Source organism: Burkholderia sp. 22PA0106, assembly GCF_047497155.1.
Taxonomy (GTDB): Bacteria; Pseudomonadota; Gammaproteobacteria; order Burkholderiales; family Burkholderiaceae; genus Burkholderia.
Map to the genome: position 1 here is coordinate 2,443,197 of NZ_CP163162.1, position 14,308 is coordinate 2,457,504.

The 14,308-nt window shown below is 66.2% G+C and carries 13 protein-coding genes; 9 read left to right on the plus strand and 4 right to left on the minus strand.

Going from position 1 to position 14,308, the window contains the following annotated elements:
• Positions 1 to 77: 77 nt before the first annotated feature.
• Both AB4850_RS10415 and AB4850_RS10420 read right to left on the minus strand, forming a co-directional pair.
• Complete coding sequence (locus tag AB4850_RS10415; protein ID WP_414439741.1) at positions 78 to 1,523, minus strand: aldehyde dehydrogenase family protein; 1,446 nt, start codon at positions 1,521 to 1,523, stop codon at positions 78 to 80.
• Positions 1,524 to 1,700: 177 nt separating this feature from the next.
• Positions 1,701 to 2,303, minus strand: a complete 603-nt coding sequence (locus AB4850_RS10420) for a MarR family winged helix-turn-helix transcriptional regulator (RefSeq protein WP_414439742.1) — start codon at positions 2,301 to 2,303, stop codon at positions 1,701 to 1,703.
• A 108-nt stretch (positions 2,304 to 2,411) separates the two neighbouring features.
• On the opposite strand from AB4850_RS10420, the gene AB4850_RS10425 reads away from it, so the two are divergent.
• From AB4850_RS10425 to AB4850_RS10450, 6 genes are all read left to right on the plus strand, one after another.
• Positions 2,412 to 3,404 (plus strand): amidohydrolase family protein, encoded by a 993-nt coding sequence (locus AB4850_RS10425; RefSeq protein WP_414439743.1) that lies wholly within the window; start codon positions 2,412 to 2,414, stop codon positions 3,402 to 3,404.
• A gap of 78 nt (positions 3,405 to 3,482) precedes the next feature.
• Positions 3,483 to 4,817, plus strand: a complete 1,335-nt coding sequence (locus tag AB4850_RS10430) for an MFS transporter (RefSeq protein ID WP_414439744.1) — start codon at positions 3,483 to 3,485, stop codon at positions 4,815 to 4,817.
• 35 nt (positions 4,818 to 4,852) lie between these two features.
• The gene (locus AB4850_RS10435) at positions 4,853 to 5,464 is read left to right on the plus strand and encodes a nuclear transport factor 2 family protein (RefSeq protein WP_414439745.1); all 612 of its coding nucleotides are present in this window, start codon (positions 4,853 to 4,855) and stop codon (positions 5,462 to 5,464) included.
• Positions 5,461 to 6,036, plus strand: coding sequence for an NADPH-dependent FMN reductase (locus AB4850_RS10440; RefSeq protein WP_414439746.1), 576 nt, complete (start codon positions 5,461 to 5,463; stop codon positions 6,034 to 6,036). Before AB4850_RS10435 ends, AB4850_RS10440 begins: the two co-directional genes overlap by 4 nt.
• Positions 6,037 to 6,126: 90 nt before the next feature.
• Positions 6,127 to 6,972 carry a fumarylacetoacetate hydrolase family protein gene (locus AB4850_RS10445; RefSeq protein WP_414439747.1) on the plus strand — a complete coding sequence of 282 codons (846 nt, stop codon included), beginning with the start codon at positions 6,127 to 6,129 and terminating at the stop codon, positions 6,970 to 6,972.
• Between the two features lie 79 nt (positions 6,973 to 7,051).
• Positions 7,052 to 7,990, plus strand: coding sequence for a VOC family protein (locus tag AB4850_RS10450; protein ID WP_414442000.1), 939 nt, complete (start codon positions 7,052 to 7,054; stop codon positions 7,988 to 7,990).
• Positions 7,991 to 8,050: 60 nt separating this feature from the next.
• Here the strand turns inward: AB4850_RS10450 and AB4850_RS10455 are convergent, their stop codons facing one another.
• Positions 8,051 to 9,085, minus strand: a complete 1,035-nt coding sequence (locus AB4850_RS10455) for an amidohydrolase family protein (RefSeq protein ID WP_414439748.1) — start codon at positions 9,083 to 9,085, stop codon at positions 8,051 to 8,053.
• 291 nt (positions 9,086 to 9,376) lie between these two features.
• Here AB4850_RS10455 and AB4850_RS10460 point away from each other — a divergent pair, with 291 nt between their 5' ends.
• The 3 genes from AB4850_RS10460 to AB4850_RS10470 all read left to right on the plus strand — a co-directional run bounded on the left by AB4850_RS10460 (position 9,377) and on the right by AB4850_RS10470 (position 13,342).
• On the plus strand, positions 9,377 to 10,492 hold the full coding sequence (locus AB4850_RS10460) for an amidohydrolase family protein (RefSeq protein WP_414439749.1): 1,116 nt from the start codon (positions 9,377 to 9,379) through the stop codon (positions 10,490 to 10,492).
• A gap of 57 nt (positions 10,493 to 10,549) precedes the next feature.
• Positions 10,550 to 12,010 (plus strand): aldehyde dehydrogenase family protein, encoded by a 1,461-nt coding sequence (locus AB4850_RS10465; RefSeq protein WP_414439750.1) that lies wholly within the window; start codon positions 10,550 to 10,552, stop codon positions 12,008 to 12,010.
• A 252-nt stretch (positions 12,011 to 12,262) separates the two neighbouring features.
• Positions 12,263 to 13,342 (plus strand): porin, encoded by a 1,080-nt coding sequence (locus AB4850_RS10470; protein ID WP_414439751.1) that lies wholly within the window; start codon positions 12,263 to 12,265, stop codon positions 13,340 to 13,342.
• 30 nt (positions 13,343 to 13,372) lie between these two features.
• On the opposite strand, the gene AB4850_RS10475 is transcribed toward AB4850_RS10470, so the two are convergent.
• Positions 13,373 to 14,275, minus strand: a complete 903-nt coding sequence (locus tag AB4850_RS10475) for a LysR substrate-binding domain-containing protein (RefSeq protein ID WP_414439752.1) — start codon at positions 14,273 to 14,275, stop codon at positions 13,373 to 13,375.
• Positions 14,276 to 14,308 lie beyond the last annotated feature (33 nt).

A 14,308-nucleotide genomic window follows, 5' to 3' on the forward strand; every position in this document is an offset into this window, starting at 1 on the left:
GATGCGGAGGCCGTGCCGTCCCGACGAGTTCGGCGGGACGGCCCCCCGCGAGCGCCTTCGCGGGGAATCAAACCGGTTCAGGCGGTTCTCAGCGTGATGTGCTTGATTTCGACGAAATCGTCCATCGCGCTCGGCCCGTTGAGGCGTCCGAGGCCGGACTTCTTGAAACCGCCCTCCTCGAACTCGTCATAAACTTTCGCCCAATCGTTGAGCCACACCGTGCCCGACTCGAGCTGGGCCGCCACCCGGAAAGCACGCGCGCTGCTCTCCGTCCAGACCGATGCGGCCAATCCATACTCGTTGTCGTTGGCCAGCTCGACAGCCTCGGCTTCGGTCTCGAACGTCTGCAATGTCATGACGGGACCGAAGGTTTCCTCGCGCACGATCGGCAACGACGCATCCCGCACCTTCAGCAGGGTGGGCCGATAGAACGCCCCCTTGGCGAGCGAGCCATCCTTCACTTGCCCTCCCCGCACCAGCGCTTGCGCACCTTGCGCGATCGCGGCGTCGACCGCGCGTTCGACGCGCTCCACGTTGCCCTTGTCGATCATCGGGCCCATTTCGCTGGCCGCATCGCTGGCCGGCCCGAGCCGCAAGCGCTCGAACGCCCGCGCAATGCCGGCGGTCACGGCTTCCTCGACGTCCGCATGCACCAGCAGCCGGGAACCCGCCATGCAGAATTGCCCCGCAAACACGGTGACCGAATGCGAGACGGTCGGGATGACCCGGGAGAGATCGGCATCGGCAAACACGAGATGGGGCGACTTGCCGCCCAGCTCGAGGCTGCAGCGTTTGAGAAGACGCCCGGCCTCGGCGCCGATCACGCTGCCGATCGAAGACGAACCGGTGAAACTCACCGCCGCGGTATCGGGTGACGACACGAGCAGACGTGCGCCATCGCCGCCCGACTCCGTAAACAGGTTGACGACGCCGCGCGGCAGGCCTTCGACTTCCGACAGGACCCTCGCCACCAACGCGTTGGTTTGCGCCGTCTGGGCCGGCATCTTGATCGCGACGGTGTTGCCGGCGGCAAGTGCTGGCGCAAGCGACCGTATCATCAGGACAACGGGCGAATTCCACGGCACGATGATAGACACCACGCCCACCGGCTCTCGGATCGTCATCGACACCGCGCCCGGCCGCGGGCGTCCGCTCTCGCCCTTCTCGGCACGCGCGAGCGCGCCGTAGTAGCGCAATTTCTCCGGCACCATGTTGACCTCGAGGGCGGCCTCGGGGCGAATCTTGCCGTTCTCCTGGCTCAGTTGTGCAATCAGATCGTCGGCATACGACGCGAATTTCTGCGCCATCCGCTCGATGACGTCGGCACGAACGTTTTTGTCCTCGCGCCAGCGGGTATGACGAAACGCGCGCTGCGCGGCGGCGATCGCGGCGGATGCCTCGGCGGCCCCGCCGTCGGCATAGCGCCCGATCACATCGTAGGTGGCGGGATCGATCGATTCGCGGATCGAACCACTATCGATCCATTCCCCGTCGATCCAGTGCCGGGCCAGTTTGTAAACCATGGGTCAGTCCTCGATAGATGAAAGCGTTGCGCCTCGCGCCCGGCCGGCCGAGGCGGCCGACGGCACGGAAACGCGCACGGTTTACTTGATTTTTCAACCGTACCGCCGCGATCTTATACTTGATTTTTCAAGTAAGTACGAGGACAAACCCTGATGCCGAGGCGACCGTGGAATGGATCAGACGAGCTGTTCCGCGCTGTCGTACAGGCGATTGAGCAAATTGCGCAGCGTTTGGATATCGGTTTTCGTGAAGGCACTGAGCGCGATCGTTTCGTATTCCTTCGCGAGCGCCGCCACCTCGCGGGTGAGCGCCGCGCCGGGTTCGGTCAGGGCGAGCCGGACGGCGCGGCCGTCTTCTTCGTTGCGCTCGCGCGAGACCAGCCCCTGGGCGATGAGACGATCGACGATTCGCGACAGCGCGGACATGTCGACGCATGCCCGCACGACCAGTTCCGACAAGCGCTGATGGGGAATGTGACCCAGCGATGCGCACACACGCCATTCGGTGAGGCTGAGGCCATACGGCTTCAGCGCGCGTGAGAACGCGTTGCCCATTCTGCTGCCGGTGCGCGCAACGAGATAGGAAATCGAGGCGTCGAGATCGTGGTCGATCGTGATCGACGGCTCTGTTTTCTTGCCCATGTTGACCTTTCGAAGGGAGGGGTAAGACGGAACTACTTGCGGTTTCAAGTATATACCGGCCATCCCGTTGCTATTCGGCCCCCGCATCCGAGGGTCGGTCCAGACAGGGTTTTCACCCATTATTTGTTGATTTTTCAAGTATATACTTCGCCATATATTTGATTTTTCAACTAAGTGATTGCCATCGACGGCACGGCGCTCGGCCCGTTCGTCATGGTGGCACCCACCGCATATCGAGAGGCGGACATGACGTTCAAGGTTCAACGGAAAATCGCGCTGGAGGAACACTTCGCGATCGAGGACACGCTTGCGGACTCGGCTGGCCAGATGCCGCCGTCCTGCTGGCAGGAACTGAAGACGCGCCTGCTCGACATTCATCATCGGCGTATCGAGGAGATGGATCGGAACGACGTCGAGCTGATGATCCTGTCCTTGAATGCGCCGGCGGTGCAAGCCGTGCCGAACCTCGAGGCGGCCCGTGATCTCGCCCGCCGCAGCAATGATTTCCTGGCCGATCAGATCGCGCGAAACCCGACCCGATTCCGTGGCTTCGCAGCGTTGCCGATGCAGTCTCCCGAGCTGGCGGCGCGCGAGCTGGAGCGGTGCACCGCCGAACTCGGCTTCGTCGGCGGCCTCGTAAACGGCTACTCCCAGGTCGGCGATGCGGCCACCGTGGCCTACTACGATCTGCCGCAGTACCGCCCGTTCTGGGCAAGCGTCGAAGCGCTCGACGTGCCGTTCTATCTGCATCCGCGCAATCCGCTGCCGGGCCACGCGCCGATCTACGACGGTCATCCGTGGCTGCTCGGGCCGACCTGGGCATTCGGGCAGGAAACCGCCGTGCATGCGCTGCGCCTGATGGGTTCGGGCCTGTTCGACGCGCACCCGGGCCTGAAGATCATCCTCGGTCACATGGGCGAAGGGCTGCCCTACAGCATGTGGCGCATCGACAATCGCAACGGCTGGATCGAGGCGCCGCCGAGCTATCCGGCCCAGCGTCGGATCAGCGACTATTTCCACGAAAATTTCTACCTGACGACGTCCGGCAATTTCCACACCCAGACGCTCATCGACGCCATGAACGAAATCGGTTCCGACCGGATTCTGTTCTCCGCGGACTGGCCGTTCGAAAACGTGGATCACGCCGCGAATTGGTTCGACTCCGCCTCCATCAGCCGAAACGACCGGATCAAGATCGGCAGGACCAACGCCGCACGCCTGTTCAAGCTGCAGGACTGAACCCGCGATACCCACGGGCGCGAATATCCGGGCGACACGTCTCGCGCCTGCTCCGGACCTCTTCATTGGACGTACCTCATGACGGCAGTCACTCACGGACATCTCCGCAACCTTGGCCTCGCATCGCTGGGGGCGGTGCTCGAATACTTCGACTTCATCGTGTACGTCTATGTGGCGGCCGCGATCGGACATGCGTTCTTTCCGCCTCAAAGTTCCGCCTGGGTCAGTGCGCTGCAGACCTTCGGCATCTACGCGATCGGCTATCTCGTACGCCCCGTCGCCGGCGTGCTGATTGCGCATTTCAGCGATCGCGTCGGGCGCAAGAAGCTGTTCCTTTTCACGGTGTTGCTGATGTCGGTGCCGACCTTCCTGATGGGCCTGTTGCCCACCTATGCGATGGTCGGCTGGCTCGCGCCGGCGGCACTGCTGCTGCTGCGGATCTTGCAGGGATGCGCCGTCGGGGGCGAATTGCCGGGCGCCTCGGTGTTCATCGCCGAGCACGCGCCGGCGCACCGCCTCGGGCTGCATAGCGGCATCTTCTTTGCCGTCGTCAACTGCGGGCTGCTGCTGGGCGCCGGCGCGGCGAAACTCGCCGCGCTGATCGCCACGCAGTTCCCGGGGCACCCCGATCTGCAGTGGCGCCTGCCGTTCATGCTCGGCGGCGCATTCGGCCTGCTGTCGGCCTACCTTCGGCGCAGCCTCGACGAGAGCCCCGAATTCGCGAAGGCCCGCAAGGCCGCCGGACGCAGCGACAAGGTGCCGTTCCTCGAGGTGGCGGTCAATCACAAGGCAGCCTGCGCCATCGCGCTGGCCATGGTGTTCGTGATGGCCATGTCGACCAACGTCTTCTTCCAGTGGCTGCCCAATCACCTGATCACGCAATGGAAGCTGCCGCGCGATACGGTCTTCAGTGCAAACGTCGCGGGGGTGCTGGCCTTCGTCATCGGCATCCCCGCATGGGGCTGGCTGAGCGACCGCATTGGCTGGGCGCGCAACCTGGTTGGTGGCGCACTGGTCGGCGGCGCCTGTGCCGTCTGGTTCTTTCATCGCATCGAGGGCGCCGACGCCGCAGGTGCGTTGCTGCCTGCCTTCATGGTGATCGGCGTGGCCATCGGCAGCATGCACTCGGCGATGCCCGGCCTGATCGCGTCGCTGTATCCCACGCCCGTACGCCAGACCGGCTTCACGGTGCCGTACAGCCTCGGGACCGCATTCATCTCCGGCCCCACGCCGCTCGCGTTGACCTGGCTGGTGCGTGAATTCGGCATGAACGCCGCGCTGTGCGCCTATCTCGCCGCCTGCCTGACGATGCTCGTGATAGCCCGAGTGCTGCGTCATACCCCGCTCCACCTGGGCCGTGTTCGAAGCGCGGCGATGCCGGCCGAGATCCGTCCGGCCGCCGGCCATCGCTGAACCCGCCCTCTCATTCCCATCATCAAGGAAATTGCATGACCCACGCCGTCAATCCCCACCACGCCGCCTCGATCCGGGCCCTGATCGAGCACTGGGCGCTCGATCGAGACGAGGGACGATGGGAATCGCTGCTCGACGCCTACAGCGAAAACGGGCAGATGGTGACCTCCTGGGCGACGCTGCCCGCGCCCGATTTCGTCGCGGCATGCCGCAACGGCATGAACCAGGGCCACTACGAGGTGCTGCACGAATTCGGCGCGAGCCGCGTGGATATCGTCGGCGAGCGCGCGCTGGCCGCCACCAAGATGAAAATCATGCTGCGCGGCCACCTGCATGGCATCGAGGTCGACGTCACGGCCTGGGGCGTCGCGAGGGACCGGCTCGTGCTGACGCCGCATGGCTGGAAAATCGCGCTGCGTCGCACCGTCTACCACAAGAGCCGGATCGATCCGGTGCAGCCGGATGCCCGGATGAGCCTCGATGCGGCCGGCCTCGATCCCTATCCGCCGGCCTACCGGCACCTGGCCTATTTTCAGGTCGCGCATGGCGCGAAGGTGCCGACGGATCTGCTCACGCCGGAATCGGAAAACCTGCGCGTGTTCACGGCAAGCGACGACCTGTGGCTGCGCGAAGGACAAGCCCGATGAGCGCCGCCGATCGCACCACGACGCTGCTCGCGCTGGTCGGCAGCCTGCGCCGCGCATCCCACAGCGCGGCGGTATTGCGCGCGGTAGCCGCCGCGGCGCCCGCCGACGTGACGTTCGACACTGCGCGGCTCGATGCGCTGCCGTTCTACAACGCCGATCTCGATGGCGACCCGTCACCCGATTCGGTGCAGGCCCTCCGGGCGCAGGTCGAGCGCTGCGACGGCATCCTGATCGTGACGCCCGAGTACAACCACGGGCTGCCCGCGGTCCTGAAGAATGCGATCGACTGGGCGTCGCGCCCGGCCTACACCTCCGCGCTGAAGGACAAGCCGGTCGGATTCGTCACGCTCTCGCCGGGCCAGTTCGGGGGCATCCGCGCGCAGGCGCATTTGCAGCAGCTCTTCGCCGCCACGCTGTCACGTCAGATCAACGCCCCCCAGGTAGCCATCGCCCACGTCGGCGCCAAGGTGCACGACGGCGTCCTGACGGACCCGGACGCGTGCCGGTTCGCCCAGGGCGTGGTCATGCAACTGCTGGCGCTCGTCGCGACGCAACGCGGCGCGGCAGGCTGACACGCGGGCGGGCCGGCTGGCCGAGTGGCCGACATCCCCACACGCCGCCATGCGAGTGAATCCCGATTTATCTTCGATGAGGACAAGGAAATGCGATTCGTACAGTTTGAGCAGGATGGGCAGCGCATGCTGGGGGTGCTGGCCGACGCACGCGTCAAGGTCTTGGGCCCGGTATCGCTCGACCAGTTGCTGGCGGACGGGGTGGACCTTCGCGCCTACGGCACCGATGCGCGCACCGTCGACGCGTTGTCGATCGACACCATCACGTTCCTGCCGCCGCTCGTGCGCCCGGGCAAGGTGATCTGCGTCGGGCTCAACTACAGCGACCACACCCGGGAAAGCAACTACGAACAGCCGGCCTACCCGACGCTGTTCCTGCGTGCCAACTCCAGCCTGATCGGGCATGGCGCGCCACTGATCCGGCCGCACGTGTCGGATGCGCTCGACTACGAAGGGGAACTGGCGGTCGTGCTGAAAAGCGGCGGCCGGCATATCGGGAAGGCCGACGCGCTCACCCACGTTGCCGGCTATGCGCTGTTCAACGACGGCTCGGTGCGCGACTACCAGTTCAAGACGCCGCAATGGACGGTCGGCAAGAACTTCGACGGCACCGGCGCGTTCGGCCCGGAATTCGTGACCGCCGACGAACTGCCCGCCGGGGCGAAAGGGCTGCGGCTCGAAACGCGCCTGAATGGCGAGGTGGTCCAGTCGGCGTCGACCGACAGCATGGTGTTCGACATCGCCACGTTGATTGCCACGATCAGCGAGGCGATCACGCTGGAGGCCGGCGACGTCATCGTGACCGGCACCCCGTCGGGCATCGGCTGGGCGCGCGAGCCCAGGCTGCTGATGAAGCCGGGCGACATTTGCGAGGTCAGCGTGGAGGGTTTCATGACGCTGCGCAATCCGATCGCGCAGGAAACCGTCGGCGGCTGACCCCACCGTTTCGATCGCATGAACGCGGCCGGCCCGGATGCCCGGCGCGGCCGCGGCGAGCACCCGCAGGAGAACCGCCATGAATCGCTCGAACCTCGAGGCGCCCGTCGCCGTCCACTCAATCGATCACTTCGCCTTGAACGTGCCGTCCATCGAGGCGGCGCGGCATTTTTTCGGCGCCTTCGGCCTGTCCGTCACCGACCTCGCTCACGGCGCCGAGACGCAACTGGAACTGCGCGCCCTCGACGGCCACCGCTGGGGCCGTCTGCTCCCGTCCAACGAAAAATCGCTCGCCTATCTTCAGTTCAACTGTTTCGACGGCGATCTCGACACGTTGCGGCAGCAGGTGATCCTGGCGGGCGGGCGCATCGAGCGCCCGGAACCCGATCTCGCCGGCGCGCTGCGGTTCGTCGACCCCGACGGCAATCGCATTCGCGTCACCATCGGGCCGAAAACGTCGCCCGATTCACCCGCGAGTCGCGTATCGCCCAAGCCGCGCGCCGACACGCGCGGCGCACCGCCCCGCTCGAAGACGCCGACCGTGCGGCCGCGCCGGATGAGCCACGTCCTGCTGTTCACGCCCGATACCTTGCGGGCGGTGGCGTTCTATCGTCAGGCGCTTGGCCTCCGGCTGTCCGATCGTTCGGCCGACATCATTGCGTTCATGCATGCGCCGCACGGCAGCGATCATCATCTGGTCGCGTTCGCCAAGAGCACGGCCAAGGGATGGCATCACGTGGCGTGGGACGTCGACAGCGTCGACGAGGTCGGCACCGGCGCGGCGCAAATGGCGGCGGCCGGATACCGCCGGGGTTGGGGAACCGGGCGTCATGTCCTCGGTTCGAACTACTTCCACTACGTCATGGACCCGTGGGGATCGTTTTCGGAATTTTCCGCCGAGATCGATTTCGTGAGCGCCGGGCATGCGTGGCCCGCCGGAGATTTCCCTCCCGAGGATTCGCTGTATCAGTGGGGCCCCGACGTTCCTCCCTTTTTCATCCACAACACCGAGGCCTGACGTTCTCGCGGGACGACGAAACCCTGCGCAGGATTGCGTCGCATTGCATAGCGCCCGGGCTCACAACCCGAGCAGCTCTTCCGCATTGAGAAACGCGATTTTCCGCCGGTCCGTCTCGCTGATCGGCAGTTGCTCGAGGAACGCGCGCGCGCCGGTCATCGTCAGGTAGGGATAATCGATCGCGTAGAGCATGCGATCCGCGCCGATCACCTTGTGGATGAACTCGAAATGCGGCAGGTTCAGCATGCCGCTCGGCGTGACATACACGTGATCGCGATAGGTCTGCGTGACGGTACGCGCGAGGCCGGTGACCTCCACCGGCAACATGTCGTCCATGCGCTGCAGATAGAACGGCACCATCTCGCCCCAATGCCCGCTGATGACCCGCAGCCGCGGATAGCGGTCGAACGCGCCGGCCAGCAGCATGCGCACCACCTGGATACCGGCTTCGTGATGCCAGCCCCAGCCGAACAACGACAGGCGCGCGCTCACCTCCCTCTCCAGCCCGCCGTAATAAGGCTCGCGCACCTGCGGCAACGGAAAGCCCGGATGCACGTAGATCGGTACCGCGAGTTCGTCCAGCTTGGCGAGCACCGGCGCGTAGCGGGGATCGTCGAGAAACGTCTCGCCCGGCCGGCCCACGAGCAGCGTGCCCACGAAGCCGAGCTTTTTGACACAGCGCTCGAGCTCCTGCGCGGCGGCTTCGGGGTGCTGCCACGGCAACGCGGCAAAGCCCCTCAGCCGGGTGGGATGCGCATCGCAGGCGGCGGCGAGACGGTCGTTCGCGGCACGCGCCAGCATCACGGCCTGATCGTCCGGCACCAGTTGCAAGGGGCTGCTGTACGAGACGATCTGCATGTCGATGCCGTGCGCGTCCATCGCCGCGATCCGCTCCGCCCCCATCTCGCGCGCGAATCCCACGGCTGTCGCATGCGCCTGCAGGTGCGGCAGGCCGTCTCCGAAACCGTCGGGCCGGTCCTGCACCCGCCAGCCCCAGTCGGTCATGTAAGCCGCCTCGGCCAACGCCTTCGGGCGCGCCGCCTCGACAATCGGCAGGTCGATCGTATGTTCCTCGACGCAAATCATTTTCATCATTGGGATTCCGTTAGCAAGCGCACTCAGCGGCGCAGGGAATCGCATAGCCTGAGCCGTCCGGAGCGGCCTGCCCAGATGCGGACGATGCATCGCCTATGCCCTGCCGGCATAACGTGGCGGCAGAAGCGCGCCCTCCTCGGGTTACTCCTAGCCCGGCAAGCGTCGATTAAAGTTGCTAAACCAACCATCACTCGTTTAAATTCATCGCCATGTTGGTTGCTTTTGCAATCTTTATAAAATGCCGCCACCCACGACGCGGCAAAGCGTTCAATTGAAGGAGACGACCCCAAAATGCAGAAAGACAAGAACAGGACCGACATGCCGCCGGGAGCGCCGGCCAACCCCGCGCGGCGCCGGCTCGGCATGATGACGGCGGGCCTGCTGGCCGCCCGGATGGTGCCCGCCTCGGCGGCCTCGCCGGACGAGACGCCCGCGCCGGATGCGGTGCAGCGCATCGACGTGCATCACCACTTCCTGCCCCCGGTGTTCCGGAGGACCATGGGCGAGGCGGCGATCGGCGCGCCCGCGCCGAATCGCGTCGCGCCGCGCTGGAGCGTCGCCGATTCGCTGGGCGTGATGGATCGCCAGGGCATCACGAGCGCCATGGTGTCCGCGCCGCCGCTGTGGATGCGCGACATGTCGAAGACACGCCGCCTCACGCGCGCCTGCAACGACTATGCGGCGCAGATGGTTGCCGATCATCCGAGCCGTTTCGGTGCGCTTGCCGCACTGCCGTTGCCGGACGTGGCAGCCTCGCACCGCGAGATCGACCACGCGTTCGACACGCTCGGCGCCGACGGCATCGGGCTCATGACGAATTACGGCGACCGCTATCTCGGCGATACCGCGTTCGCGCCGGTCTTCGACGCACTGAATCGCCGCAAGGCCGTGGTGTACGTGCATCCGACCTCATGCAGTTGCAGCCGCGGTCTGCTGCCGGACCAGCCGGATTCACTGATCGAGTTTCCGCACGACACCACGCGCACGGTGGCGAGCCTGCTGTTCTCCGGCACGTTCCACCGCTGCCCCGACATCCGCTTCATCTTCTCCCACGCGGGCGGCACGGTGCCGTATCTGGCCACCCGCATGGCGTTGCTCGGCTCCCTCGACAAGAAGCTGGCGAGCCGGGTGCCGGGCGGCGTGATGCCGGTGCTGCGCCGCCAGTACTACGACACGGCGATCTCCGCCAATCCGATCTCGATGGCCGCGCTGCTGAAGCTCGTGACGCCCGCCAACGTGCTGCTCGGCACCGATTTTCCGTTCGTGCCCGAGCGCGGCACGCAGGCGACGCTGGCCGGACTGCGCGACCTGGGGTTCAGCGACGCGGAGCAGCGCGCGGTCGAGGGTGGCAATGCGGCCGGGCTGTTCGAACGCATCGCGCGCGACGGCGCGCGAACCGCCACATGACCAGCAGCCTGCGCACTTGTCGCGACGCACGTTCAACCCATTTCACAAGGAGAAACCATGCAGGCAGAACATGATGCACGGCACTGGATCGGCGGCGCGTGGCTGGCCGATGGCCCTCGCCGCGAAAGCATCGATCCGGCCACGGGCGAAGTCATCGGCTACTTTCACGATGCGCCGGTCGACACCATGCAGAAGGCCATCGACTGCGCGTCGGACGCATTCCGCCTCGGCGCGTGGCGCAGCGACGCACACGCACGCGCCGCCGCGTTGAGTCACCTGGCGGACGCGTTCGAGGCGCGGCTCGGCGAGGTGGTCGACACCTTGTGCGCGGAAAACGGCAAGATCCGCCCCGAGGCAAGCTTCGAGGCCTCGCTGATCCCGCGCGCGCTGCGCTTCGCCGTGGGCCTCGCGATGCACGGCTTCGGCCGCGTGATGGAGACGCGCCCGGGGCAGCAATCGATGTCGATCCGGGAACCGGTGGGCGTGGCAGGGCTCATCGTGCCGTGGAACTCGCCGGCCTATCTGTGCATTCGCGCGCTCGCGCCGGCGCTGGCGGCGGGCTGCACGGCGGTGATCAAGATGCCTCATCAGGCGGCGCAGACGGCGGCGTTGCTCGCGCGGATCGTCGAGTCGGTGCGCGAGATACCGGCGGGCGTGGTCAACGTCGTGATCGAATCGGGCGCCGCGGGCGCGCGCCTGCTGGTCGATTCGCCGCGCGTGCCGACCATCAGTTTCACCGGCAGCAGCGCGACCGGCCGCGCCATCGCGAGCGTCGCCGCGCAGCATCTGAAGCGGGTCGGCCTGGAGCTGGGCGGCAAGACGCCGCACCTGATCTTCGACGACGCCGATCTCGACGCGGCGCTGCCCGTGCTCGAAAAATCCTGCACGGTATTCGCGGGGCAGTTCTGCATGACGGGCAGCCGGGTGCTGGTGCATCGCCAGCTTGCCGACACGCTCGAGCGCGCGCTGGCGCAACGCCTGGGCGCGGTGCGCGCCGGCCCCGCGCGCGATGCCGCGAGCCAGATGGGCCCGCTGATCGACAAGGCGGCGGTGCAGCGAGTCGATGCCGCGGTCGAGGCGGCGATCGCGGCGGGGGCGCGCGTGGTGGTGCGCGGCGGGCCGCCGGGTGATCCCGCGCTGGCGGGGGGCGCGTTCTATCTGCCGACGCTGCTCGCGATCGAGGACGCGTCGCTGCCGATCGCGCGCGAGGAAACCTTCGGCCCGGTCCAGACCTTGCAGGTGTTCAACACGGAAGCGCAGGCCATCGAGATGGCGAACGACAGCGAATACGGCCTGAGCGCCTGCGTCTGGAGCCGCGACGTGGATCGTCCGATCCGTGTCGCGAGGCAACTGCATGCCGGCCTCGTCTCGATCAACAGCTGGGCGAACCTCGCCGTGGAATTCGAGGAGGGCGGCTTCAAGTCGAGCGGCCTGGGCCGCCTGGGCGGGCTCGCCTCGCTCGAGGATTTTCTCGAGTACAAGCAGATCACGCAGGATTTCGTGCCGCGCGCGCATTGAGGCACCGCGCGCCGCCAGTTCGTGGCCGGGATTACGGCCGCGAACCGTGATGCGGCGGTAAGAAACGGCGCTGTCGCGAGCGGCGCGCCGCATCCCGGATATTTAGATTTACTGAATAAATTTTCGTGCAATCGCCCGATCAGAGGCAACACGCACGGGAACGGCCCTGCCCGCGAATCGGGCGGGCCGACCTATCCCAAGAAGCGGGGCGTCGCTACCCGGTTCGACACAAAAAAACGGTTTGGAGACAGCATGAAAAGAATCGCATCCGCGATGGCACTGTCGTGCCTATCGATGACGTCCCACGCGCAAGGCAGCGTCACGCTGTTCGGCATGCTCGACGAGGGCGTTAACTACGTCACGAACGTGCGTGGCGGACATCAGCTCGCCCTGCAGGATTCCATCCAGTTTCCCAGCGTGATCGGCTTGCAGGGCCGGGAAGATCTGGGCGGCGGCACCTCGGCGATCTTCCGGCTGGTGTCGCAGTTCAGCGTGAGTTCGGGAACGATGACCACGGCGGGCACCTTGTTCAATCGCACGGCGCTGGTGGGGTTGAACAACGCCCGCTATGGCAACCTGAGTTTCGGCAATCAGTACAGCGTCATGATGGACAGTCTCGTGTTCGGCGGCTACGACGCGGCGTTCTCCTATGGCGGTCTCCTCAATCTGCGGCAAGGACCATTCGCGAAGCTCGGCGTGCCGCAGAATCCCACCGGCTCGTTCGAGTTCGATCAGCTCGGCAGCGTCGGCATTCCCAACTCGGTGAAATACACGTCGCCGACATTCCACGGCGTGTCGGCGGCGGCGCAGTACAGCTTCGGCGGCACCGCCGGCGCGTTCGAGGCGAATCGCGCGATGTCGTTCGCGCTCAACGCGCGCGCCGGCGGGTTCGCGGCCGCGTTGACCTATCTCGACCGGCGCTATCCGTCGATGAACAACGGGCTCGACGGCATTCGCAACTATGGCGCTGGCCTCAAGTACACGCTGGGCGACACCACCGCCAGCGTGCTGCTCACCGACACGCAAAACACCCTGACCGGCGCGAATATCTGGGTCGTGCAGGCGGGCGCGCAGCGCTGGTTCGGCCCCGAGTGGCTCGCCGGCATCAACTACCAGTACATGAAGGGCAATGCGCAACTGACCCACAACTTCGCGCATCAGGTCACGGCGGGCGCGCAGTACTGGCTGTCGAAACGCACCGATGTCTACATCGACCTGGTGTTCCAGCAGGCGGGCGGCGACGCGGGCGCGGATGCCTGGATCAACGGCCTGTCGCAATCGTCGTCGTCGCGCCAGACGGCACTGCGCATCGGCCTCGCCACGACGTTCTGAGCGCGACGTGGCGCGAGACGCCGCGGCGCGTCACGCCACGTCGATTCGGCTGGCGGCGCGCCTGAGCAGGTCGCACAGATGATCGCCGGCCGGCGTGGGCGGCACGCTGCTGCGACGCACAAGCGAAATCGGCGAACCGGCGAGCGTCTCCTCGATCGGAATCGCCACCACAAGATCCTTCGTCAACGGCGAGGCGAGCCACGTTTTCGGCACCATCACGAGCATGTCGGTGGCAAGTATCGCGGTGATCCAGCTCAGCGCGGATTCGGTCTGTAGCGCGAGCTTCGGAACCTTGAGGCCGCGCCCGGAAAACACGCCGGAAAACTCGTGCTCCGCCTGCGACGTCAACGATGTCGTGATCCAGCTCGCTTCGGTCAATTCCGCGAGCGAACGCGCCTGGGCGAGCGGGTGGCCGCGACGCACGAGCACCACGCGCCGGGTGGGAAACAAGGTCTCGCTCTGCAGGCCGGGCGGGGTGCCGCCTTCCGGCGCCGGCCCCACGTAGAAATCCACCTGCCCGCTGCGAATGCGGGCGTCGATCATCGGGAACACGCCCTCGATGACGCGCAGCACCACGTTCGGATAGCGCTGCGTGAACGGGCCGAGCGCCTCGTGCAGCAGCGTCAGATGCGCCATCGACGAGACCCCCGCCACCACGGTGCCGTGCTCCGTGCCCTGCAACTGCTGGATCTCGTCGCGCGCGCGGCGCAGCTCGTTGACCGCCGTGCTCGCGCGACGCACGAACAGGTTGCCCATCGGCGTGAGCGCGGCGCCCGTGGCCTGGCGCTCGAGCAGCGGCACGCCCATCTCCTTTTCCAGCTCGCGGATGCTGCGGCTCAACGCGGGCTGAGACACGCCCAGGTGCCGGGCCGCCGCATTGATACTGCCCTTCTCCGCGACGGCCAGCAGGTCGCGCAAATGTTGCATTTTCATGGTCTGTCGCATGGCTCGCTATCAAGGCCCGGG